The organism is Lactonifactor longoviformis DSM 17459 (genome assembly GCF_900129135.1).
Classification (GTDB): domain Bacteria; phylum Bacillota; class Clostridia; order Lachnospirales; family Lachnospiraceae; genus Lactonifactor; species Lactonifactor longoviformis.
Genome location: NZ_FQVI01000003.1, coordinates 248,899 through 271,354 on the forward strand (window position 1 = coordinate 248,899; position 22,456 = coordinate 271,354).

General features: G+C 46.0%; 18 protein-coding genes and 1 riboswitch. Of the genes, 17 read left to right on the forward strand and 1 reads right to left on the reverse strand.

The genetic code is table 11. From position 1 onward, the window contains the following. Window positions 1–42 precede the first annotated feature (42 nt). The 7 genes from BUA56_RS05615 (at window position 43) to ytvI (ending at window position 7,542) form a co-directional block, all read left to right on the forward strand. Entirely contained in the window at window positions 43–681 is a 639-nt protein-coding gene (locus BUA56_RS05615; RefSeq protein ID WP_072849728.1) for an ECF transporter S component, read from the forward strand. A 5-nt stretch (window positions 682–686) separates the two neighbouring features. Then, on the forward strand, window positions 687–1,304 hold the full coding sequence (locus BUA56_RS05620; protein ID WP_072849731.1) for an NUDIX hydrolase: 618 nt from the start codon (window positions 687–689) through the stop codon (window positions 1,302–1,304). A gap of 283 nt (window positions 1,305–1,587) precedes the next feature. Further along, window positions 1,588–2,469, forward strand: a complete 882-nt coding sequence (locus BUA56_RS05625) for an MBL fold metallo-hydrolase (protein ID WP_072849733.1) — start codon at window positions 1,588–1,590, stop codon at window positions 2,467–2,469. Window positions 2,470–2,645: 176 nt separating this feature from the next. Beyond that, window positions 2,646–3,344 carry an ABC transporter ATP-binding protein gene (locus BUA56_RS05630; RefSeq protein WP_072849735.1) on the forward strand — a complete coding sequence of 233 codons (699 nt, stop codon included), beginning with the start codon at window positions 2,646–2,648 and terminating at the stop codon, window positions 3,342–3,344. A 13-nt stretch (window positions 3,345–3,357) separates the two neighbouring features. Beyond that, on the forward strand, window positions 3,358–5,034 hold the full coding sequence (locus tag BUA56_RS05635; RefSeq protein WP_072849738.1) for an efflux RND transporter periplasmic adaptor subunit: 1,677 nt from the start codon (window positions 3,358–3,360) through the stop codon (window positions 5,032–5,034). A 28-nt stretch (window positions 5,035–5,062) separates the two neighbouring features. Then, entirely contained in the window at window positions 5,063–6,298 is a 1,236-nt protein-coding gene (locus BUA56_RS05640) for an ABC transporter permease (RefSeq protein WP_072849740.1), read from the forward strand. Window positions 6,299–6,402: 104 nt separating this feature from the next. Further along, entirely contained in the window at window positions 6,403–7,542 is a 1,140-nt protein-coding gene (gene ytvI / locus BUA56_RS05645) for a sporulation integral membrane protein YtvI (protein WP_072849742.1), read from the forward strand. 17 nt (window positions 7,543–7,559) lie between these two features. On the opposite strand, the gene BUA56_RS22925 is transcribed toward ytvI, so the two are convergent. Beyond that, on the reverse strand, window positions 7,560–7,727 hold the full coding sequence (locus tag BUA56_RS22925) for a hypothetical protein (protein WP_158640980.1): 168 nt from the start codon (window positions 7,725–7,727) through the stop codon (window positions 7,560–7,562). A 236-nt stretch (window positions 7,728–7,963) separates the two neighbouring features. Here BUA56_RS22925 and BUA56_RS05655 point away from each other — a divergent pair, with 236 nt between their 5' ends. The 10 genes from BUA56_RS05655 to BUA56_RS05700 form a co-directional block, all read left to right on the forward strand. Continuing rightward, a complete protein-coding gene (locus tag BUA56_RS05655) occupies window positions 7,964–9,310 on the forward strand; it encodes a TrkH family potassium uptake protein (protein WP_072849746.1) in 1,347 nt (448 codons plus the stop codon). A 30-nt stretch (window positions 9,311–9,340) separates the two neighbouring features. Further along, window positions 9,341–9,985: a potassium channel family protein gene (locus BUA56_RS05660; protein WP_072849748.1), complete on the forward strand. Its 645-nt coding sequence runs from the start codon at window positions 9,341–9,343 to the stop codon at window positions 9,983–9,985. 287 nt (window positions 9,986–10,272) lie between these two features. Continuing rightward, window positions 10,273–12,009: a potassium-transporting ATPase subunit KdpA gene (gene kdpA, locus BUA56_RS05665; RefSeq protein WP_072849750.1), complete on the forward strand. Its 1,737-nt coding sequence runs from the start codon at window positions 10,273–10,275 to the stop codon at window positions 12,007–12,009. 15 nt (window positions 12,010–12,024) lie between these two features. Further along, window positions 12,025–14,091: a potassium-transporting ATPase subunit KdpB gene (gene kdpB, locus BUA56_RS05670; RefSeq protein WP_072849753.1), complete on the forward strand. Its 2,067-nt coding sequence runs from the start codon at window positions 12,025–12,027 to the stop codon at window positions 14,089–14,091. A gap of 15 nt (window positions 14,092–14,106) precedes the next feature. Continuing rightward, window positions 14,107–14,709: a potassium-transporting ATPase subunit KdpC gene (kdpC, locus tag BUA56_RS05675; protein WP_072849755.1), complete on the forward strand. Its 603-nt coding sequence runs from the start codon at window positions 14,107–14,109 to the stop codon at window positions 14,707–14,709. Between the two features lie 31 nt (window positions 14,710–14,740). Next, window positions 14,741–15,622, forward strand: a complete 882-nt coding sequence (locus tag BUA56_RS05680) for a hypothetical protein (RefSeq protein WP_072849757.1) — start codon at window positions 14,741–14,743, stop codon at window positions 15,620–15,622. Window positions 15,623–15,781: 159 nt separating this feature from the next. Next, window positions 15,782–18,511: a sensor histidine kinase gene (locus BUA56_RS05685; RefSeq protein WP_242946725.1), complete on the forward strand. Its 2,730-nt coding sequence runs from the start codon at window positions 15,782–15,784 to the stop codon at window positions 18,509–18,511. Continuing rightward, window positions 18,504–19,217: a response regulator gene (locus BUA56_RS05690; RefSeq protein ID WP_072849758.1), complete on the forward strand. Its 714-nt coding sequence runs from the start codon at window positions 18,504–18,506 to the stop codon at window positions 19,215–19,217. Before BUA56_RS05685 ends, BUA56_RS05690 begins: the two co-directional genes overlap by 8 nt. 86 nt (window positions 19,218–19,303) lie before the next feature. Beyond that, the gene (locus tag BUA56_RS05695) at window positions 19,304–21,124 is read left to right on the forward strand and encodes a glucose PTS transporter subunit IIA (protein WP_072849760.1); all 1,821 of its coding nucleotides are present in this window, start codon (window positions 19,304–19,306) and stop codon (window positions 21,122–21,124) included. 169 nt (window positions 21,125–21,293) lie between these two features. After that, window positions 21,294–21,378: riboswitch (ZMP/ZTP riboswitch) on the forward strand. Between the two features lie 97 nt (window positions 21,379–21,475). Beyond that, window positions 21,476–22,456: formate--tetrahydrofolate ligase (locus tag BUA56_RS05700; RefSeq protein WP_139249466.1), on the forward strand; the 981-nt coding region annotated here is incomplete at its 3' end.

Consider the following 22,456-nt stretch of genomic DNA (forward strand, 5'->3'; position numbering starts at 1 on the left):
TTTATGCTGATTAAAATAACATGAAAAAAGGAGAGAACGAAAATGAGTGAACAAGTTGTAAGCAACAAAAATGTAAGGAATGCCCGCACGGCGAACAGATCAAAGATCAGAACCATGGTACAGATTGGCATGCTTTCCGCTATCGCAGTGATTCTGATGTCTTTTGAATTTCCCCTTCCTTTTGCTCCGGCATTTTATAAGATTGATCTGAGTGAAGTTCCGGTACTGATTGGATGCTTTGCAATGGGTCCTCTGGCAGGCGTGATTATTGAGCTGATTAAGGTAGTTCTTCATATGGTATTTATGGGAACGACAACGGCCGGCGTAGGGGATGTGGCAAACTTTGTAATTGGGTGTGCCTTTATTGTACCGGCAGGATTGCTCTACAAGTATAAGAGGACCAGAAAAGCCGCTTTGGTTGGAATGGGTGCCGGGACTGCGATTATGACGGTGATCGGAGGTTTGTGCAATGCGTTCGTGTTACTGCCTCTCTATGCAGCGGCATTTGGAGGAATGGAAGCGATCATCGCGGCCGGTTCAGCAATCAATGGGGGAATTAACGGAGTAGCTACATTTGTGCTTCTGGCAGTAACGCCCTTTAATCTGGTAAAAGGGGTTGTGGTTTCCCTGATAACTCTGCTATTATATAAAAGAGTCAGAGTTTTATTAAAAGGAGAATAACCACTATGGGACATATTCATAAAGTGACACCGCTGACAGAGAATAAGCATCTTAATATGTATGCTATTGACGCAACCAGCAAGATAGGCACGCCGGTACACTATTTTGTATCATCCAGGGCGGAGAGTACGGAGGGCCTGAAGCTGGTGACCGGCAAGAACCATCCGGACGGTGTGGTAATTTACAGCCTGTACGGTGAGAAGAAAGACAGGGTAGTGCTGGTGCGTCAGTACCGTTATACGATTGATGATTATATTTATGAATTTCCGGCGGGCCTGGTGGAACCCGGTGAGAATTATCGGGAGGCCGGAATCCGGGAAATGAAAGAGGAGACTGGACTGGACTTTGAGCCGTTTAAGGTGGATAAGGCCTATGAAAAGCCATTTTTCACAACTATTGGAATGACAGATGAATCCTGTGCAACGGTTTATGGATATGCATGCGGTACCCCCTCCAAGTGCGGATTGGAAGATTCCGAAGAGCTGGAGATAGTACTCGCAGACCGGGAAGAAGTAAAAAGAATTTTAAGGGAAGAAAAAGTAGCAATTATCTGCGCGTATATGCTGATGCATTTTCTCCATGAGGAAGAGGAGCCTTTTGGATTTTTGCAGGAAGAATTATAGGCAGTGAGCTGCAAATACAGAGACAATGAAAGTTATCAGATTTTCATTGTCTCTTTTTATATACCTAAAGAGCATCCTATAACACATATCCTGCAGGCATACGGCGGCGACGGATGAGAATGCATATTCAAAAAATATAATGATACATACCGTGTAGTATCATCCGGAAAATCCTGTTAGTAATAAAGTTGTTGTGGTTGAAGATACAGGGGTGGTATAATACTTATATTTCGAGGCAAAAAAGGCAAATAAGACTGAAATAAAGATGAGAGGAATGTGCAGCATGTATGAATTGAGAAAAGCAGGAGAAAAGAGCTATTATATTAACTGCCCTGCCAAAATTGGTATCTATACAGCCGGGGATAACGGGGTATACCTTATAGACAGCGGAAATGATAAGGATGCGGGGCGCAAAGTAAAAAAAATCCTGGAGGAAAACCATTGGCATCTGAAGGGCATTTTGAATACACATTCCAATGCAGACCATATTGGGGGGAATCATTACCTGCAGTCGCAGACGGGCTGTAAAGTTTACGCCAAAGGGATTGAAGAAGATTTTACACGCCATCCGATTCTGGAGCCATCTTTTCTATATGGAGGTTATCCATGCAGGGAACTGCGGCACAAGTTCCTGCTGGCCCAGGAATGCCGCACATCTCCCTTTACAGATGAAGAATTTCCCCAAGAGATAGAAGTGATACCGCTGCCCGGACATTTTTTTGATATGACTGGCTTCCGGACACCGGATCAGACGGTTTTTTTGGCAGACTGCATCAGCAGCAGAGAGACCCTGGATAAATATGGAATCCCATTTATCTACGATGTACAGGCTTATCTGGAGACATTGGACAAGGTTGAGCAAATGGAGGCAGCTGTCTTTGTACCTTCCCATGCAGAAGTTTCCAGAGACATGAAGGAGCTGGCAGGGTATAATCGGGATAAGGTGCTGGAAGCTGCCCAACGTCTGTTGGATATATGCCGGAAACCAAAATGCTTTGAGGTGATCCTTCAGGAAATATTTCATCAATATGACCTTTCCATGAACTTTGAACAGTATGCGTTGGTAGGAAGCACGATTCGTTCTTACCTCTCCTGGCTCAAAGATAATGGCAAATTAAATACCGATTTCAGCAATCAAATGCTTTTCTGGGAAACGATATCTTAAGGAAATCTTAAGAAATGATTCGTGATATCTGAAGATATGAAAGATAGAATAGAAGACGGTTCATTTGGAGATCAAAATATCCACTTGACAAATTGATATGGAGGTATTATTGTATTATATAAGTAATACAATAATACAGAAAATGGGATATATCGGGAAGAAGAGAGAGGAAAGCGATGGAAGCGTTAATCAGAGTAGAGAATTTGTGCAAGATATATAATCCCGGGGAAAATGAAGTTCGTGCTCTGGATCATATTCATCTGGTAATAGAAGAGGGAGAGTTTGTAGCTATTATCGGACAATCCGGATCCGGAAAATCGACTTTAATGAATATGCTGGGATGTCTGGATGTGCCGACCACCGGTAAATATTATCTGAACGGGACAGATGTGTCGACTATGACAGATAATGAACAGTCTGCAGTCCGCAATAAAGAAATTGGATTTATCTTTCAGGGATTTAACCTGATAACGAATCTGACAGCACTGGAAAATGTGGAACTGCCTCTCATCTATAGAGGGATCGATAAAAAGACCAGAAGGGAGCTTTCCATTCAGGCACTGGAGATGGTAGGACTGGAGCACCGGATGAAGCATAAACCATCAGAGATGTCCGGCGGACAGCAGCAGAGGGTTGCAATTGCCAGAGCCATTGCTGCGAAGCCTCCAGTGATTTTGGCAGACGAGCCTACCGGTAACCTGGATTCTGCATCCAGCAGGGAGATTCTGAAGATTCTAAGGGAGCTTCACGACGGCGGCAGAACGGTAATTTTAATTACCCATGATGACGGAATTGCTGCTCAGGCAAAGCGTGTAGTCCGGATTATGGATGGTAAAATAGAATCAGACTTTATCAACGAGAATTTTAGTGAGTAGCAGGAGGAGTAAGATGAAAGCAGGAGTGAAAGGAAAGAAGAAAAACCTGGTATTGTACATAGTTATTGCCGCAGTAGTTGTGGTTCTTGTAGTACTGGTTTTAGTGAGTAACATGATGAAGGGCAATACACTGCCGTCCGTCAATGTTGAGACGGTTACCACCGGCGATGTACAGGAAAAGGTGGATACCAGCGGAACAGTGGAAAGCCAGAATAAAAAGGTGTTTTTCTCACCGGTGAATGCCGAGGTACAGAATTTGAACTTCCAGGTAGGCGATAGTGTCGCTGCCGGCACACAGCTGATTGATTTTGACCTGGAGAATCTTGAGAGAGATAACCAGAAGGCAGAATTGACTGCAAAGGCAGGGCAGTATGGGTATAATGACAGTATAAAGAAGTCTAATAAAGCAGCAAATGATGTGGCGGATGCCAAGGCAAAGGTTGCGACTTTGGAAGGCCAGGTAGATGCTAAGAAGCAGGAAGTGGAAGATCTTACCGCACAGATTAGCAGCGCTCAGGCTCAGGCTGCTGCAGACGCTCAGAATGCAGCCGAAGACTCGGCAAACCAGGCGGCTGCACAGTATAAGAAAGACAAAGAGGCTTATGATAAAGCGTTAGCGGATGCTCAGAATGCAGTTACGGATGCCCAGACAAAATATAATCAGGAAAAGACAAATTATGATATGGCATATAGCAAATGGGATTCCTCTAAAACCAGCACCAATGAGCAGGCAGTTAAGGAACAGGAAAAAGTGCTTACAGATGCCCAGAACAAATTGGATGCGGCAAAGGCTTCAAGGGATAATCTGCTTAATAACCCGCCTGTATATCAGGGAGCTTCGGGAGGAACAGGAGAGGCAGGCACAGCCGACACCAGCCAGCTTCAGCTCCAGCTTCAAAATGCCCAGTCAGAACTGGCAGAGCTTCAATCCGATCTGGCTACTAACAAGTCTGTGGCAGAAAGCGGAGACGCGGGCGTTCTTTCAGAAGATGCCAAGAAACAGCTTCAGGTTAATAACAACCTCACAGAATTAGAAGCAAAGACGCTGGATGAATTAATTGCAGAGGGCAAAAAGGGGATTCAGGCAGAATTTACAGGCGTTATCTCAGATTCCAAAATTGTTGACGGAGCTGCGGTAACCCAGGGAATGGAAATGTTTACTTTGGAGAGTACGGAGGATGTAAGTGTTTCTGTAACCGTGTCCAAGTACGATATTGATAAAATTAAAGTAGGGCAGAAGGCAAAAGTTACCATTGCAGGTAAGACTTACGACGGAACTCTGACCAAGATTAATAAGGTAGCTATTCCTAACGAGAAGGGTACTCCTGTGTTAGGTGCGCAGGTTCATATTGATAATCCGGATCAGGATATTTATCTGGGAGTAGACGCCAAGGTTACCATAGTGGGCAACGAAGCCAAGAATGCAGTACTCCTTCCTGTAGAATTAGTAAATACGGGTAAGACTGGTTCTTTCTGCTATGTAGTAGAGGACGGTAAGGTTGCAAAGAGAACTATTGAGACAGGAATCGCGTCTGATTCCTACATTGAAGTGAAGTCAGGACTGAAGAAAGGGGATGTGGTAATCACAGATTCACCGGATACCCTTACCGAGGGACTGCCTGTAGAGGCTAAGGAAGCCAGCGGCCAGACAGATGGTGAAGCACAGCAGGATACTGTTGCGGCAGAATAGCGCGTAGTCAGAACGAAAGGAGTCATCTATGGCACAGCTTTTAGAATATATAAAGATGGCAGTGGAGAATATCAAAGCCAACAAAGGGCGTTCATTTCTGACTATGCTGGGTATTATTATTGGTATTTCGTCGGTCATCATGATTATGGCAGTCGGCGCAGGTACTACGGATCAGATGAACAGTGAGCTGAATGATCTGGCCGCAGGACAGATATATATTTATACCAGCGATAAAGCTGTCAGCAATATGCAGTCAATTACGGAAGAAGATATGGAAGCGATCCGCAGCAAAGTCAAAGGCGTGGAGGGAGTAACTCCGGGCTGGGGGGAGAGCGGACAGGTATACACTTCCAAAGGAGAGTTTGATATATCGGTAAGTGTGGGAACAGAGGATATGCAGCTTACATCTAAGCTACAGATCATCAGGGGCAGATATCTTTCTGAGGCAGATATACAGGAAGGACGAAGAGTAGGAGTCATAAGCAAAGGGGATGCTATCCGCCTGTTTGGTACTGACGATATTGTAGGAATGGATATGGATGTCACCATAAACGGCATTACCCAGAGCGTAAACATTATAGGAGTCCGGGATAATCTGACAAATGGTAACTTTGTTTCTTACACATATGAAGGTGCGCCGGTTAATATTGATATGCCCTATACGGCTATGGTAGATTATGACATCGAATATGACGGGTTTTCTAATCTATATGTCATCGGAGATAAGGTAGTGGATTCCAAAACTATTTCAGATAATGTCATTCGAATTCTGGAGTCCAGGCATCAGAGCTCAGGGGAAGGATTTTTCCTGGTGCAGGACTTTAACGATGTAGCCGCTCAGATGAATTCTATGATGGGTATGATAACAGCATTTATATCATTTGTTGCAGCAATTTCTCTCTTAGTTGGAGGAATCGGTGTTATGAATATTATGCTGGTATCCGTGACTGAGAGAACACGTGAAATTGGTATCCGTAAGTCCTTAGGCGCTAAAACCTCGTCAATTATGATGCAGTTTTTAGCGGAATCAGTAATTATTACAGCTTTGGGAGGCGTTATAGGAATTATTCTGGGTATCCTGGGGGCCTTTGGAATCTGCTCTGTTATGAGCGGTTCCATGAATTCTGCAATTACCCCGGGGATCAGAGTTACTACGATCCTGCTGGCTACGCTGTTCTCCTGTGCGGTTGGAATTTTCTTTGGAATCTATCCGGCGAGAAAGGCGGCAAAGCTAAGTCCTATTGAGGCATTGCGGAGAAATTAGCATACACAAATAATTAATAAAAAATTAACGGATGAATCATTTTACAGAACCTGGCATAGGTGTATAATACAAGCATACAATTACTAAAAAAGCAGGTATTGAAAATGAATGTAACCGTGAAGAAATATATTAAAAGTATATTGGCCTTTTTGTTCACCGTTGTGGGCATTGTACTAGGCATTATCATCGGCATAAAATTCCTCAGGTTTTTTATGCCGTTTGTAATTGGATGGATTATCGCATTGATCGCCAACCCTCTGGTAAGGTTTGCTGAGAGCAGGATGAAGATTGTACGCAAGTATACCTCCATGCTGATCATCATTGTTGTTCTGGGGTTGATTGTGGGGGCCGTCTATCTGGCGGGCAGCAAGGTTGTGGAGGAGACCGCAAAACTGGTGGAGCAGGCACCTGATATCTATCAGAGCTTCAGCCAGGACTATAAAGAGGTAGAGAAGAACCTCGATCGGTTTATTCTGGAACTGCCCCAGGGGGTTCAGGACTCGATTCTGGACATGCAGGAAAATATAGGGGCAAAGATCGGAGAGTTTGCTTCAGGCTTCAGTCAGTGGACAGTTGCCTATGCGGGAGATATTGCCAAGCACCTGCCAAATGTGCTCATCGGCATTATTTTTACGATTCTCTCGGCTTACTTTTTCATAGCGGACAGAGATAAGATCCTGGAATTTGGAAGAGATAATACGCCCATGTTTATACAGCGGAAATGGAAAGTGCTGGCTGACAATTTCAGAGGTGTTATCGGCGGTTACTTTAAGGCGCAGTTTAAGATTATGGCCATTATCTGGATTGTACTGGTGGTGGGATTTATGTTTATGAGAGTAAAGTTTGCCATTTTTATTGCGTTCTTAGTGGCATTCTTAGATATGCTTCCCTTTTTCGGCACGGGTACGGCTTTGATCCCATGGGCATTGTTCAGGATTCTTTCGGGAGATATGAAAATGGCAGTGGAGCTGACAATCTTGTATCTGTTCACCCAACTGCTGCGGCGTATTCTGGAACCCAAGCTGGTAGGGGACTCTATAGGGATAGATCCTCTGGCTACGCTGGTATTCATGTATGCCGGTTATAAATTGGCGGGTGTTTTGGGAATGATTTTGGCGGTGCCCATTGGTGCTATTATCATTAATTTCTATAAGATGGGTGTATTTGACAATATGATGCGGGGGTGTAAAGAGGCCCTGGAGGATTTTGTGCAATGGCTCTGGCCGGAACAAAAGAAGAAGTGAGAAAAGAAAACACAGCGTCAGGCATTTTTGACGCTGTGTTTTCTTTTTTTGGAAGAAATTTTATTACTGCGGTATATTTCGGGCCGAAAGCCTCCTTTTTCAAGAAAATCACCGATTTTAAGCATTGGGAGAAAACCGATTCCCATACCTAGTAACGTTATAAGTACTAACAACACATCACGCATGACAATCCCCTCCTTTATTTATAGCATAGCAGGTATAGGATTAAAGGGGCATTACGGAAGATGCGGACATATTAAGAATACGTAAAGAGCAAAACATCTTAATGCGTTCTTAATGCGGAAGTAAAAAGCTTTATCCTATTTTAATCGAAAAGTTATTAGAATTAACTACACAAGATATAAAGAAGGCATTAAGAATCACGATAAAATCGTATTTTTAATAGTAAGGTGGAATCTTTATGATTCAATTGCTGAGTAAGAAATTTACTACTACAAAATTAATAGTTCTGGGGTATTTAGTAGTTATAGTAACCGGCACCTTTTTGCTGATGATTCCCATTTCCAGCAAAGGGAGCGGAGGGGCCGGATTTATAGATTCTCTTTTTACGGCAACTTCTGCCACCTGCGTGACCGGACTGGTTTTGCACGATACCTTTACATATTGGTCCGGCTTTGGCCAGGCAGTGATTTTGCTGCTGATACAGATAGGCGGCATTGGTTTTATGACAATTGCCATCACGGCACTGACATTTACAAAAAAGAAAATAGGGCTCTCCCAGCGTCTGATAATGCAGGAAGCAGTTGTGGCACCACAGGTGGGCGGTATTGTCCGGATGACAAAGTTTATCCTATGCGGAGCAATGCTGTTCGAAGGAATTGGTGCTATATTTTTGGCTTTCTGGTTCGTGCCGCGGCTGGGATTTGGGAAAGGAATCTATTTTTCTGTGTTTCATTCCATATCAGCGTTCTGCAATGCGGGGATCGATCTTATGGGACAATTTGAAGAAAGCTCATCGCTGGTTACCGCAGGGAACAGTCCGGTGGTCTGCCTGACCATTACGGCACTTATTATAGTAGGAGGGCTTGGCTTTTTTGTGTGGTCAGATATCAGGCAGCACGGGAGACATTTCAAAAATTATAAGCTGCATACCAAAATGGTAATTTCTATGACCGTATTTCTGATTGTATCGGGGACTTTGCTGCTGCTTCTCTTTGAATTTCACGGGCAGTCAATGGAAGGAAAGAGTGTGGGGGAGAAAGTAATGGCTGCATTTTTCCAGTCGGTAACTCCCCGGACGGCGGGTTTTAATACAATTCCTTTAGATAAATTAAACCAAACCAGCCAGCTGACAATGATTGCTCTTATGTTTATCGGGGGCTCCCCGGGTTCCACAGCGGGGGGAATTAAGACGACTACAGCGATGGTCTTATTGCTGAGTATTTGGACAGAATTATTTAAAAGAAAAGACATCGAATGCTTCAAAAGGAGAATAGACGGAGAGATACTCCGCCATGCCACCTGCATCATGATGCTGTATGTTATGCTGATTATGGGGGCGACTGTCGCCATAGCAGCAATTGACCAGTCATCCATCGAGGAGACTTTATTTGAGGTTACATCAGCCATTGGCACAGTTGGATTGTCCCTAGGCATTACCCCGGAATTATCAACCGTCTCCCATCTGATTCTTGTGTTGTTAATGTTTATCGGGCGGGTAGGGGGCATCACAATATTAATCTCATTTGGAAACAGAATTGCTTTCAGACCATCGAAGCTGCCCCTGGAAAAGGTTACAGTTGGATAGCGTGGGATCTAAGCTATAACAGGAGGTATTATGAAATCAGTATTAATTATAGGATTAGGAAGATTTGGCAAATATATGGCCGAGAATATGATGGCACTGGGGAATGAGGTACTGGCCATTGATAACAGGGAGGAGAGAGTCAACGAAGTTTTGGAGACAGTTACCAACGCACAGATAGGAGACGCCACAAGTGAGGCATTTATCGCCTCCCTGGGCGTACGGAACTTTGATATCTGTGTGGTTGCAATCGGTGATAACTTTCAAAGCTCGCTGGAGACTACCTCATTGCTGAAAGACTATGGAGCAAGTTTTGTCCTGGCAAGGGCGAACAGGGATGTACACGCAAAATTCCTGCTGCGAAACGGAGCAGATCGGATTGTTTATCCTGAGAAAGAAATGGCAGAGCGCCTTGCCATGAAATACGGAACAAACAATATCTTTGATTATGTAGAACTTACACACGACTACTCCATTTACGAGATAGCAGTGCCAGAGGGATGGGTAGGGAAAAGCATACTGGAAAAGAGAGTCAGAACAAAATATCATATCAGTATACTGGCCACAAAACAGGGGGAAGATCTGAGACCGCTGCCGCCGGCCGACCATATCTTCAGCAGGGCAGAGACCCTGATAATAGTAGGGCATCATAAAGATGTACGTGCGTTAATAAGATAAGAGTTGGGGACAGGCCGATCTTAATCTGGGACAGGCCGATCCTATTTTGGGACGTGTTCTTTGTAGAAAGAACACGTCCCCTTTTTTCCCTTTTTCCTCTTTTCATAATCTTAATACTCTTCTGTTTTTCCCTAACACTATTTTTATAAAAAAGATGGTAAAGTGTTTCAAGTAAATATAAAGGAGGAGTGATTTTATTATGAATATTGTAATAGGAATCATAGGCGTTATCGGACTTGGCGTGTTGGTTTATCTGACGGCGGTTTTGTTAGGAGGTGACAGGTAGTATGGAGTCTATTTTGCAGTATGTATTATACCTTGTGATTCTGGTTGCCCTGGCAATTCCTCTGGGCGGCTATATCGCTAAGGTTATGAAAGGGGATAAGGTGTTCCTGTCCTGTATCTGCAGGCCATGTGAGAGACTGATTTATAAGGTCTTGCGTGTGGATGAAAAGGAAGAAATGACCTGGAAGAAATACGCGCTGTCTACTGTTTTATTCAGCGGCATTGGTCTTGTAATTTTTTTTGCAATTGAGATGCTTCAGCAGATATTGCCATTAAATCCGGAGAAGCTTCCCGGATTGTCCTGGCATCTTGCGTTTAACACAGCGGCCAGCTTTGTCACAAATACGAACTGGCAGGCATACAGCGGAGAGTCTGCACTGAGTTATTTTACCCAGGCGACCTGCCTGACGGTATGGAATTTTGTCTCGGCGGCTACAGGTATTGCCGTTTTATTTGTATTAATCAGAGGGTTTGTGAGAAAGAAAGCAGACACTCTTGGAAGCTTTTGGGTAGACCTGACAAGAACCGTAGTTTACATATTGCTGCCTCTGAGTGTAGTGGTAACATTGGTACTGGTTTCCCAGGGGGTCGTGCAGAATCTGAAACCATATGAAACGGTATCTTTGGTGGAATCCTTTGAGACAGAGGATGGGACAGAGGTAACAGAGCAGACAGTTCCAATGGGACCGGCAGCCAGCCAGATTGCAATAAAGCAGCTGGGAACCAATGGCGGGGGCTTTTTCGGGGTAAACTCTGCGTTTCCGCTGGAGAATCCCACCCCCCTGTCTAACTTGTTTGAAATGCTGTCAATTTTGCTGATTCCGGTTTCCCTGTGCTTCACTTTTGGAAAGGCGGTAAAGGATAAGAGACAGGGATATGCAATCTTTGTGGCTATGGCGATTATGCTGGTAGCTGCACTGGGGATTATCGGATATAACGAACAGCAGGCAACTCCTCAGCTGTCCGCGGGCGGCCAGGTAAATCTGACAACTGTGGATCAGGCGGGGGGCAACATGGAGGGCAAAGAGACAAGATTCGGCATTGCCACATCCGCAACCTGGGCTGCCTTCACCACAGCGGCGTCGAATGGTTCGGTGAATTCCATGCATGACAGTTATACACCTATCGGCGGAATGATAACTATGCTGCAGATGCAGCTGGGGGAAGTGATTTTCGGCGGAGTGGGCTGCGGGCTGTACGGGATGCTTGCATTTGCCATTATGACGGTATTCATCGCCGGCCTGATGGTGGGGAGAACTCCGGAATACCTTGGAAAAAAGATTGAACCTTTTGAAATGAAAATGGCAGTGCTTGTGTGCCTGGCGACCCCGGTAGGAATCCTTGTAGGCAGCGGTATTGCGGCAGTCTGGCCGGGAGTGGCAGACAGTCTGAACAACCCCGGAGCCCATGGGTTTGCGGAAATGCTCTATGCATATTCCTCCGCAGGCGGCAACAATGGATCTGCATTTGCCGGATTTAATGCCAATACTCCGTTCCTGAATGTGACCATCGGGCTGGTAATGCTTTTTGTGAGATTTCTTCCAATGCTTGCAACAATTGCAATCGCGGGCAGTCTGGCCAAAAAGAAGACAGTTGCCACAAGTGCCGGTACCTTGTCCACCTGCAACGGCATGTTCGTATTCTTATTAATATTTATAGTTCTGCTAATCGGCGCTTTGAGCTTTTTGCCGGCACTGGCATTGGGACCCATAGCAGAATTCTTTCAGATGATAGGATAGGAGGAGATGAGAATAATGTCTAAGAAACAACAAGGACTTGCAGACAAAGATATGGTTATCCGTGCGCTAAAGGATTCCTTTGTAAAGCTGGCGCCAAAGACCCAGGCTAAGAACCCTGTTATGATGCTGGTTTATATATCTGCAATCATGACTACCATCCTGTTCTTCCTCTCCCTGGGGGGGATTCAGGACGCACCTGCAGGCTTCACTCTGGGAATTGCTGTTATCCTGTGGTTTACTGTATTATTCGCAAACTTTGCAGAAGCTATTGCAGAAGGACGCGGGAAAGCCCAGGCAGACGCCCTGCGCTCAGCCAGAAAAGACGTTGAAGCACACAAAATACCATCGGCAGAGGAGAGAGATGTCATTGTAAAGGTGTCCTCGGCCGACTTAAAAAAAGGTGATATTGTAGTTGTATATGCCGGAGAACAAATTCCCGCAGACGGCGAGGTGATCGACGGTGCGGCATCCGTGGACGAGAGTGCCATTACGGGTGAGTCTGCTCCGGTTATCCGCGAGAGCGGCGGAGACAGAAGTGCAGTGACAGGAGGAACCACTGTGATATCTGACTGGCTGGTGATCCGTGTTACCAGCGAACCGGGGGAAAGTTTTCTGGACAAAATGATTGCTATGGTAGAGGGGGCTTCCCGAAAAAAAACACCTAATGAAATTGCGCTCCAGATTCTACTGATTGCGTTCTCTATTATTTTTGTACTGGTAACCATGTCCCTGTATACCTATTCCGTATTTTCTGCAAAGCAGGCAGGGATTGCGAATCCTACATCAGTGACCTCACTGGTCGCACTTCTGGTATGCCTGGCACCTACAACCATCGGCGCTCTTTTATCGGCCATCGGAATCGCGGGAATGAGCCGTCTGAACCAGGCAAATGTACTGGCTATGAGCGGCCGTGCAATTGAAGCGGCGGGTGATGTGGATGTATTAATGCTGGATAAGACAGGTACGATTACACTGGGAAACCGGCAGGCATGCGAATTTATTCCCGTAGACGGCAATACACAGGAAAAGCTTGCGGATGCCGCCCAGCTGGCATCCCTTGCAGACGAAACTCCCGAGGGGAGGAGCGTCGTTGTCCTGGCAAAGGAAGAATTCAATATCCGGGGAAGGCATATGCAGGATATGAATATGACCTTTGTCCCGTTTACGGCCGCAACCCGTATGAGCGGGGTGGATTATGACGGAAATGAGATACGAAAAGGGGCAGCGGATGCCGTAAAGCAGTATGTTACGGACAAAGGCGGTATATACAGTGAAGAATGCGACGAAGTCGTGCAAAGAATCTCCCGCCAGGGAGGAACTCCCCTTGTAGTAGCTAAAAACCATAAGATTATGGGGGTTATCTACCTGAAAGATATCATCAAACAGGGGGTAAAAGAAAAATTTGCAGACCTTAGAAAAATGGGGATTAAAACCATTATGATTACCGGAGATAACCCTATGACAGCGGCTGCCATTGCGGCAGAAGCAGGAGTGGATGACTTTCTCGCAGAGGCAACTCCGGAAAGCAAGCTGGCATTCATCAGGGAATTCCAGAGCCAGGGACACCTTGTGGCAATGACCGGGGACGGAACCAACGATGCGCCGGCTCTGGCACAGGCAGATGTGGCAGTAGCCATGAACTCAGGAACACAGGCGGCAAAAGAGGCGGGGAATATGGTAGATCTGGATTCCTCTCCCACAAAGCTTATCGATATAGTCCGGATAGGAAAACAGCTGCTGATGACAAGAGGAAGCCTTACCACCTTCAGTATAGCCAATGACCTGGCAAAGTATTTTGCTATTATACCTGCACTTTTTATGGGGTTATATCCGGGACTGGCCGCTCTGAACATTATGCATCTGGAGAGTGCATCCAGCGCCATATTTTCAGCAATCATCTACAATGCCCTGATTATTGTTGCGTTAATTCCCCTTGCCTTAAAGGGGGTAAAGTACAGGGAAGTTCCGGCCGGAAAATTGTTGTCCAGAAATCTGCTGGTCTATGGTCTTGGCGGCATTGCCGCTCCCTTCCTTGCTATTAAATTGATTGATATGATTATCACGGGAATCGGACTTGTATAAGAGAGGTGTGGGAAAATGAAAAGTTATGGAAAAGAAGTATTTTTAAAGTCTCTGGGGATCCTGATCGCATTTATTATTATATGCGGTTTCATCTACACCTTTGCGATGACAGGAATCTCTCAGCTTTTGTTTCACGACAAAGCCAACGGCAGTATTATAGAAGTGGACGGAAAGAAGTACGGATGTGAGCTTCTTGCTCAGGAGTTCACTGATGATGGCCATATGTGGGGACGTGTTATGAATATTAATACGGAAACCTTTACAGATGAGAACGGCAGCCCTGCTATGTACAGCGGCCCCAGCAATCTAAGCCCTGCCGGGGAAGAAATGGAAGCGCTGGTTCAGGAGCGTGTGAAAAAACTAAAAGAAAGCAATCCGGATCAGGCAGGTAAAGTGCCGGTGGATCTGGTGACAGCATCAGGAAGCGGATTAGATCCTGAAATCTCCCCTGCTGCTGCAGAATACCAGATTCCCAGAATCGCAGAAGCCACAGGAAAATCAGAAGAAGAGATCAGAGATATAGTGGACAAATACACAGAGGGACGTTTCCTGGGAATCTTTGGAGAACCCAGAGTTAATGTATTAAAAGTAAATCTGGCGCTGGACGGTATTTTGTAGCTGCAGTGCCGGATGAAAGGAGTGGAATACAGTGATTAACAGAAGAATTGCATATGAAGCAAAAAGAAAGCTGGAGTTTGCCCCGGACTTTGGGGAGCCTGTAAGCCTGCTCACAGAACTGGCAGACTCCTTGAGTATGGAATACTGTAATCATCCTGAAACCTATAAAAATGACAAGGACAGGGTGATATGGCTGGAATATCCGTATTTCTGTTTTGATTGTGACACTTTTTTTGAAGAATACGGGGTACTGCTGGCCTCCATAGAAAAAGATATCCATGTGAAAGTCTATGGTATGGCAGATAAATTGGAGCTGGGAGAACTTGCCGCTGAGTTTACAGATGAAAAAAATATCAGATACCGGAAACGGAACAGTTCAGGCTCAGATTTTGAAAGTATCAGAAGTCTGTGCATTGAAATAGAAGCAAAAAGCACAGAACAATATGAGGCGCTCTGGGAATTGTTTTCCCATATGGACTATCGGCAAGATTATGCGGCTGTTAACCGCAAAAAGTGGAAGGATATGGGGGAAGACTGGACAGAAAAAGATCCTGACACATATTTTGCTTATCTCCAGCTGAGGGAGGAACAGGGAGAATTTTTCCTCAATATACTCACCTTAGAACAAAAAAAAGAACTCTGGACTGTGTATCTGGAGGAAGGGGTAAGCCCTGTAGAATTTGAATATCTGAACGATGCCATCGGAAGAGACTGGGAGATTAATATATTTGAATGGAACCTGGCTCTGCAGATGGCAGTGTCCCAGGCAGGAATATCTGTTCTCTATGAGAAAGATGACTTTAGGATCCTGGATCGGCAGGGCCGTCGAATATGGATGGATTACCGGTCTTCCGCAGCGGCGGAAAAATTGTTCCTTAAACTTCTGTTTCCTGCCGTTCCTCGTACGAATTAGCAGAAAAACGTATGGAAAAGTGTGACAGCCTTTTCATACGTTTTTCTGATCTTAATGCAATCTTAATGCGCTGCAGAAAAAATTTATTCTCTGAATTCTGGGAGATCAGGTATAATACCTAATAGATATTAAGAAAACATAAGGAGTAAGAATTTGACGATGAATCCTGTATGGGGGAGTGAAAAGATGGAACAACGGCCGAATCCCGATGCCATTCTAAAGCAGATCGAAGAAGAGAAGGTAATAAAAGAGAAAGGAAAACTAAAAATATTTTTTGGCTATGCGGCAGGAGTGGGAAAAACATATGCGATGCTGGAGGCTGCTCACGCGGCGAAGAAGGCTGGCCTGGACGTGGTTGTGGGGTATATTGAACCACACACAAGGCCGGATACGCTGGCACTGCTTGAGGGACTTTGCCAGCTCCCCCCTCTGGAGATTCCGTACAAAGGAATTACACTGAGAGAATTTGATTTGGACGGTGCTATCAAACGAAAACCCAGGCTGATTCTTGTGGATGAGCTGGCTCATACCAACGCAGAAAACTGCCGCCACAGAAAGAGATATCAGGATATCCAGGAGCTTCTCCGGGCCGGAATAGATGTTTATACGACAGTAAATGTACAGCACCTGGAGAGTCTGAACGATATCGTGGCATCCATTACCGGGGTGGTGGTCAGGGAGCGAATCCCTGACGATGTCTTTGATGACGCAGATCAGGTGGAACTGGTAGACGTGGAGCCGGAGGATCTGATCAAAAGGCTGAACGAAGGGAAAATATACAAATACAAGCAGGCGAAGAAGGCCCTGGGGAACTTTTTTCAGCAGGATAATCTGGTGGCGCTCCGGGAGATCGCCCTGCGCCGTACCGCTGACAGGGTGAACAAAATATCGGAAAAAAATAAGCCCTGGATGAAAAACAGTAATTATTATACGGATGAACACATACTTATCTGTCTGTCATCTTCTCCCTCCAATGCAAAGGTAATACGTACGGCAGCCCGTATGGCCAGCGCCTTCCACGGCATGTTCACCGCAGTTTACGTGGAAACCTCTCAGACGAAGACACTAAGTAAATTTGATCAGCAGAGGCTGGCAGACAATCTGCGCCTGGCCGAGCAGATGGGAGCTAAAATAGTTAACGTATTCGGGGACGATATCGCCCAGCAGATTGCGGGGTATGCTAAGCTGGCAGGGGTTTCTAAGATTGTTCTGGGGAGGAGCCAGCAGAGGCGGCATTTGCTGTTCTCATCTCAAAGCTTTGCGGATAAGCTGACGCAGCTTGCCCCGAATCTTGACATCTATATTATTCCGGAGTCAGCAGAGGAAAAGAAAAAGCCCTATCAGAGTATAAAAGGAGGACAGCCGGCCCGTGGTTTCTCACTGCTTGATTCGCTAAAGGCTCTTGGGATCCTGGTGGTATGCACCGCCTTGGGCCTTTGGCTCAGGAGCCTCGGCTTTACAGAATCCAATATCATAATGGTGTACATCCTGGGAGTACTGGTAACCGCGCTGTGTACGAAGAGCAAAAGCTACAGCCTTATCAGCTCGATTATCAGCGTGCTTGCATTTAACTTCTTTTTTACCGTTCCCAGATTCTCTTTTAATGCCTATGAGGCTGGGTATCCGGTTACTTTTGTAATCATGTTTTTGGTGGCATTTATCACGTCAACCCTTACGATGAAGGTGAAACAGCAGGCCTTCCAGTCAGCGGCCAAGGCATATCGCACAGAGATTCTGCTTGAGACCAGCCAGAAGCTTCAGAAAGAGCGCACCATTGACGGAATTATCAGGGAAGCTGCGGGCCAGATGACAAAATTGCTGGATCGGCCTGTGGTTTTCTATACACCGGATAAGAAAAACAAGCTGATCCCAAGCATATTCGGCACACAGGAGGGAGAGGATACCTCCGTGTATATCAATGAAGAGGAGCAGGCAGTGGCAGAGTGGGTTTATAAAAACAACAAACATGCCGGGGCGACCACCAGCACACTTCCGGGGGCAAAATGCCTTTATCTGGCCGTGCGTAATAAAGAACAGGCGCTGGCGGTTGCGGGTGTTGTTTTAAACAGTGACATGCTGGAATCTTTTGAAAAAAGTCTTTTAATAGCAATGCTCAGCGAGTGTGCGCTGGCTCTGGAAAAGCAGGTGCTGAATGAAAAAAAGAATGAGATTGCGCTGAAAGCCCAGCAGGAGCAGCTGAGAGCTAACCTGTTAAGAGCGATCTCTCACGATCTAAGGACACCTCTGACCAGTATCTCAGGAAATGCCAGTGTGCTGATGCAGAACGGGTCACATATGGAAGAGACCCAGAAAAACAAGATTTACACGGACATATTTGACGATTCCATGTGGCTGATAAATCTGGTAGAAAACCTGCTGTCTGTAACACGGATCGACAATGGAACCATGAATATACAGATGCAGGCGGAATTGCTGGAGGAGGTAATCACAGAGGCTCTGCACCATATAAACAGAAAAAGTACGGACCATACGATCCAGGTAGAACTGGAAGATGAGTTCCTTATGGGAAAGATGGATTCCAGATTAATTGTGCAGGTTTTTATTAATATCATAGATAATGCGATCAAGTATACGCAGAAAGGTTCCTGTATCCGTATCATCGGGAAAAAGAAAGGAAAGTATTTATATATAGAAATAGAGGACGACGGACCGGGCATCGGCAGGGAGGAACAGGAGAAATTATTTGATATGTTTTATACGGCAAATAATGAGAGGGGAGACAGCCGAAGGGGCCTGGGTCTGGGGCTTGCGCTGTGCAAGTCCATTATAACTGCACACGGAGGGAATATTGGTGTGAAGGAAAATAGCCCTCACGGGACCATTTTCTATTTCACGCTGCCTGCAGAGGAGGTAATTATACATGAATAAACCATTAATATTAGTTGTTGAGGACGACAAAGCAGTCCGAAACCTGATTTCCACAACGCTGGATACCCAGGAATACCGCTATCATGTGGCGAAAAACGGAGCTCAGGCCCTGGTTGAGGCGGTATCTCAGAGACCCGACGTAATCATTCTGGATCTGGGCCTTCCCGATATGGACGGGGTGGAGATCATCCGCAAGGTCCGTTCCTGGTCCCAGGTACCAATTATAGTAGTGAGTGCCAGAAGCGAGGACAGGGATAAGGTTACAGCGCTGGACGAGGGAGCCGATGATTTTCTTACGAAGCCATTCAGTGTGGAGGAATTGCTGGCGAGAGTGAGAGTCAGCCTGAGAAGGGTACAGTATCAAAACAGCAATGCATCTGAGAACAGTGCTGTTTTCAGAAATGGCGGACTTACCATTGACTACGCCTCGGGGTGCGTAAGTGTAGACGGTAAGGAAATACATCTCACGCCGATCGAATACAAGCTGCTTTGCCTTCTGTCCAGGAATGTAGGAAAAGTACTTACACACAATTTTATCCTGAATGAGGTCTGGGGGAATGTGATGCAGAGTGATGTACCGTCTCTCAGGGTATTTATGGCAACTCTGAGAAAAAAAATTGAAAAGAACACCTCGGAGCCCGAGTACATCCAGACCCATATCGGAATCGGCTACCGAATGCTGCGGATAGAAGAGAATGACAAGTAACACGGAAACCTACTTTACGTAAGAATGACTATGTGAGAAAATAGAGGTGAGAACTGGCAAATAGTGGAAAATAGGGTGGACCGGAGATGGATTATAAAAAGGCGGCAAGGCAGATATGCCGGAAACTGGGAGGGAGAGATAACCTGGAAAAGGTGGAGCACTGTTCTACCCGTCTCAGAGTAACGGTAAAGGATCCGGAAAAAGTGGATCTGCGAGGCTTAAAAAATCTGAGAGAGGTCAGCGGTGTTGTCCATGACGGGGCAGATCTGCAGATAATTCTGGGGCCGGGGACAGTTATCCGGATCTTTAACCATCTGTATCTGACAGAAAGGGATGAGATGCAAAGGGCATCCGGCAGAAGAAAATCTCCTGGATACTGGCTGAAAAAGGGAGTGAAAAAAATGGGAGATATTTTTATTCCCATCATCCCCGCCCTTGTGGCTGCCGGATTTTTAAAGGGAATTGTGGACCTTATGGGAACCCTGTCCCAGCATGGGATTCTGAATATCGGACTGGACAATTCCTTTTATTCATTTGCAGGTCTGATCGTCAATTCCGTATATGCATTTCTGCCTATTCTAATCGCCTTCAGTGCTGCCAGAGTATTCGGAGGCAATCCCTATCTGGGCGCTGTGGTGGGTATGATGATGCTGAATCCGGACTTGCAGAATGCCTGGTCCAAAGTGTCTGACGGGGGCGTGACATACCAGAGTGTATTCTGCGGTCTGTACGAGGTTCCCATGACAGGATATCAGGGACATGTACTTCCTGTGATTATAGCGGTCTGGATTATGAGTGCACTGGAGAAAAAGCTGCATAAGACAGTACCTCCAATGCTTGATTTATTTATAACGCCTCTGGCGAGCCTGTTTATCTCGGGTTATCTGACATTTGCTGTTGTAGGCCCTGTTTTTCTTAAAATCGAAGATATCCTGCTTCTGGTGGTAAAAGGTATCCTGACAGCGCCCTGGGGAATCGGCGGCTTTTTTATGGGAGGAATCTTTTCCGCAACTGTGATTACCGGAGTTCACCATATGTATACGGTACTGGAATTGGGACAGCTGGCTACCTATGGGTTTAATTATCTGAATCCGATAGCTTCTGCAGCGAATATAGCCCAGGGAGGGGCCGCCCTCGCCATGGCTATAAGAATGAAGAACCGGAGGGTAAAAGGGATCGCAATTCCTTCGGCCTTAAGCGCCTTTATGGGGATTACGGAACCGGCAATTTTCGGCGTAAACCTCCGCTATGGTACTCCTTTTCTGGCAGCGGCGCTGGGCGGTGCCTTCGGCGGCTGGTATGCGGCTCTGCGTGGGCTGGGGGCCTCGGGAACGGGGATTACAGGCATCTTTGCCTTCCCTCTGTATCTTGAAAAACCCTGGGATTACCTTATCAGTCTTTTTATTGCTCTGACAGTTTCCTTTGCTCTAACGTGGATTCTGGGAGGGAGGGAAGAAAACCTCCATGTCACTTCGCCTGTACAGGGAGAACTGATACCCCTGGCGGAGGTAAGCGATGCCACCTTCGGCAGAGGCGTTCTGGGACCCGGCGTGGCCATACGCCCTTCCAAAGGGAAGATCGCAGCACCTGTGGACGGAACCATAGAAGTGACTTTTGATACCGGACATGCAGTGATACTTTCGGGAAGAAACGGTGCGGAAATCCTGGTGCATGTGGGAATTAACACCATTAATCTTGGGGGCAGATATTTCAGCTGCAGGGTGAAGAAGGGTGAAAAGGTAAGGAGGGGGGATCTATTGATTGAATTTCAGAAAGAATTTATTGAAAGAGAGGGGTATGATCTGACTACTCCTGTAATTCTGGTAAATGCAGATAACTACGACATGACACTTACAAGAGAGCCCGGAAGGGTTAAAAAGTTAGATGAAATTATGCTGATAGAATAAAAGGAAAGTGTTGTAAGTAAGGATAAGAACGTGTATAATAACACTTATTATTACCTCAACGAATGCGCCGGAACATTACTGATAGGAGATATTGGCAAAAAATTCACAAACTTTGCTGTAAACTATTGACAAAACTGTAAGAATGTGATATTTTTAACATATCATCAAAGAGGGTTCTGATTTCTGACGGGTTTAATGTGGAGCACCACAGTGAGATCAGGATTTATAGTAAGCCGACCGTCTGGGCAGCATTTGCAGCGAGCAGATGTTGCCCTTTCTTGCTTTTTTGGGGGAAAGGGCAGAAACGATGAGAGTAATTTTAATTTACACAACTTAAAGGAGGATTTTACTATGGGATTCAAATCAGACATCGAAATTGCACAGGAAACGACGATGCAGCCGATTTTAGAGGTTGCCAAGACAGCTGGTATTGATCAGAAGTATCTGGAACAGTACGGAAACTACAAAGCTAAGATCGACTATAACATGCTTCGCGACACAGACAAAAAAGATGGAAAGTTAATTCTGGTAACAGCAATTTCTCCGACACCGGCCGGTGAAGGCAAGACAACAACTACCGTTGGTCTGGCAGACGGTATGCGCAAGATTGGCAAAAACGTTATGGTTGCGCTCCGTGAGCCATCCTTAGGACCTGTATTCGGCGTAAAGGGCGGAGCCGCAGGCGGCGGATATGCCCAGGTAGTGCCAATGGAAGACATTAACCTGCATTTTACAGGCGACATGCATGCCATCGGTGCAGCCAACAACCTTCTGGCCGCTATGCTGGATAACCATATTTTCCAGGGAAATGAACTGGGAATTGACCCGAGAAGAGTTACCTGGAGACGTTGTGTAGATATGAATGACCGTCAGCTTCGTTTCGTGACAGACGGCCTGGGCGGAAGGACCAACGGAATGCCCCGTGAAGACGGCTATGACATTACCGTTGCCTCCGAGATTATGGCAGTATTGTGCCTGTCCTCAGGGATCAATGACCTGAAGGCACGTCTGGCAAGAATCGTTGTGGGATATACCTTTGACCAGAAACCGGTAACCGCGGGAGACTTAAAGGCAGAAGGCGCAATGTGCGCACTGCTGAAGGATGCCTTAAAGCCGAATCTGGTACAGACTCTGGAGCATACACCAGCCATCGTACACGGCGGACCGTTTGCCAACATCGCGCACGGCTGCAACTCTGTAATGGCAACCAAGATGGCCCTGAAATTAGGGGACTACGTAGTAACCGAAGCCGGCTTCGGTGCAGACCTTGGAGCTGAGAAGTTCCTGGACATCAAGTGCCGTATGGCAGGTCTGAAACCGGACGCAGTGGTT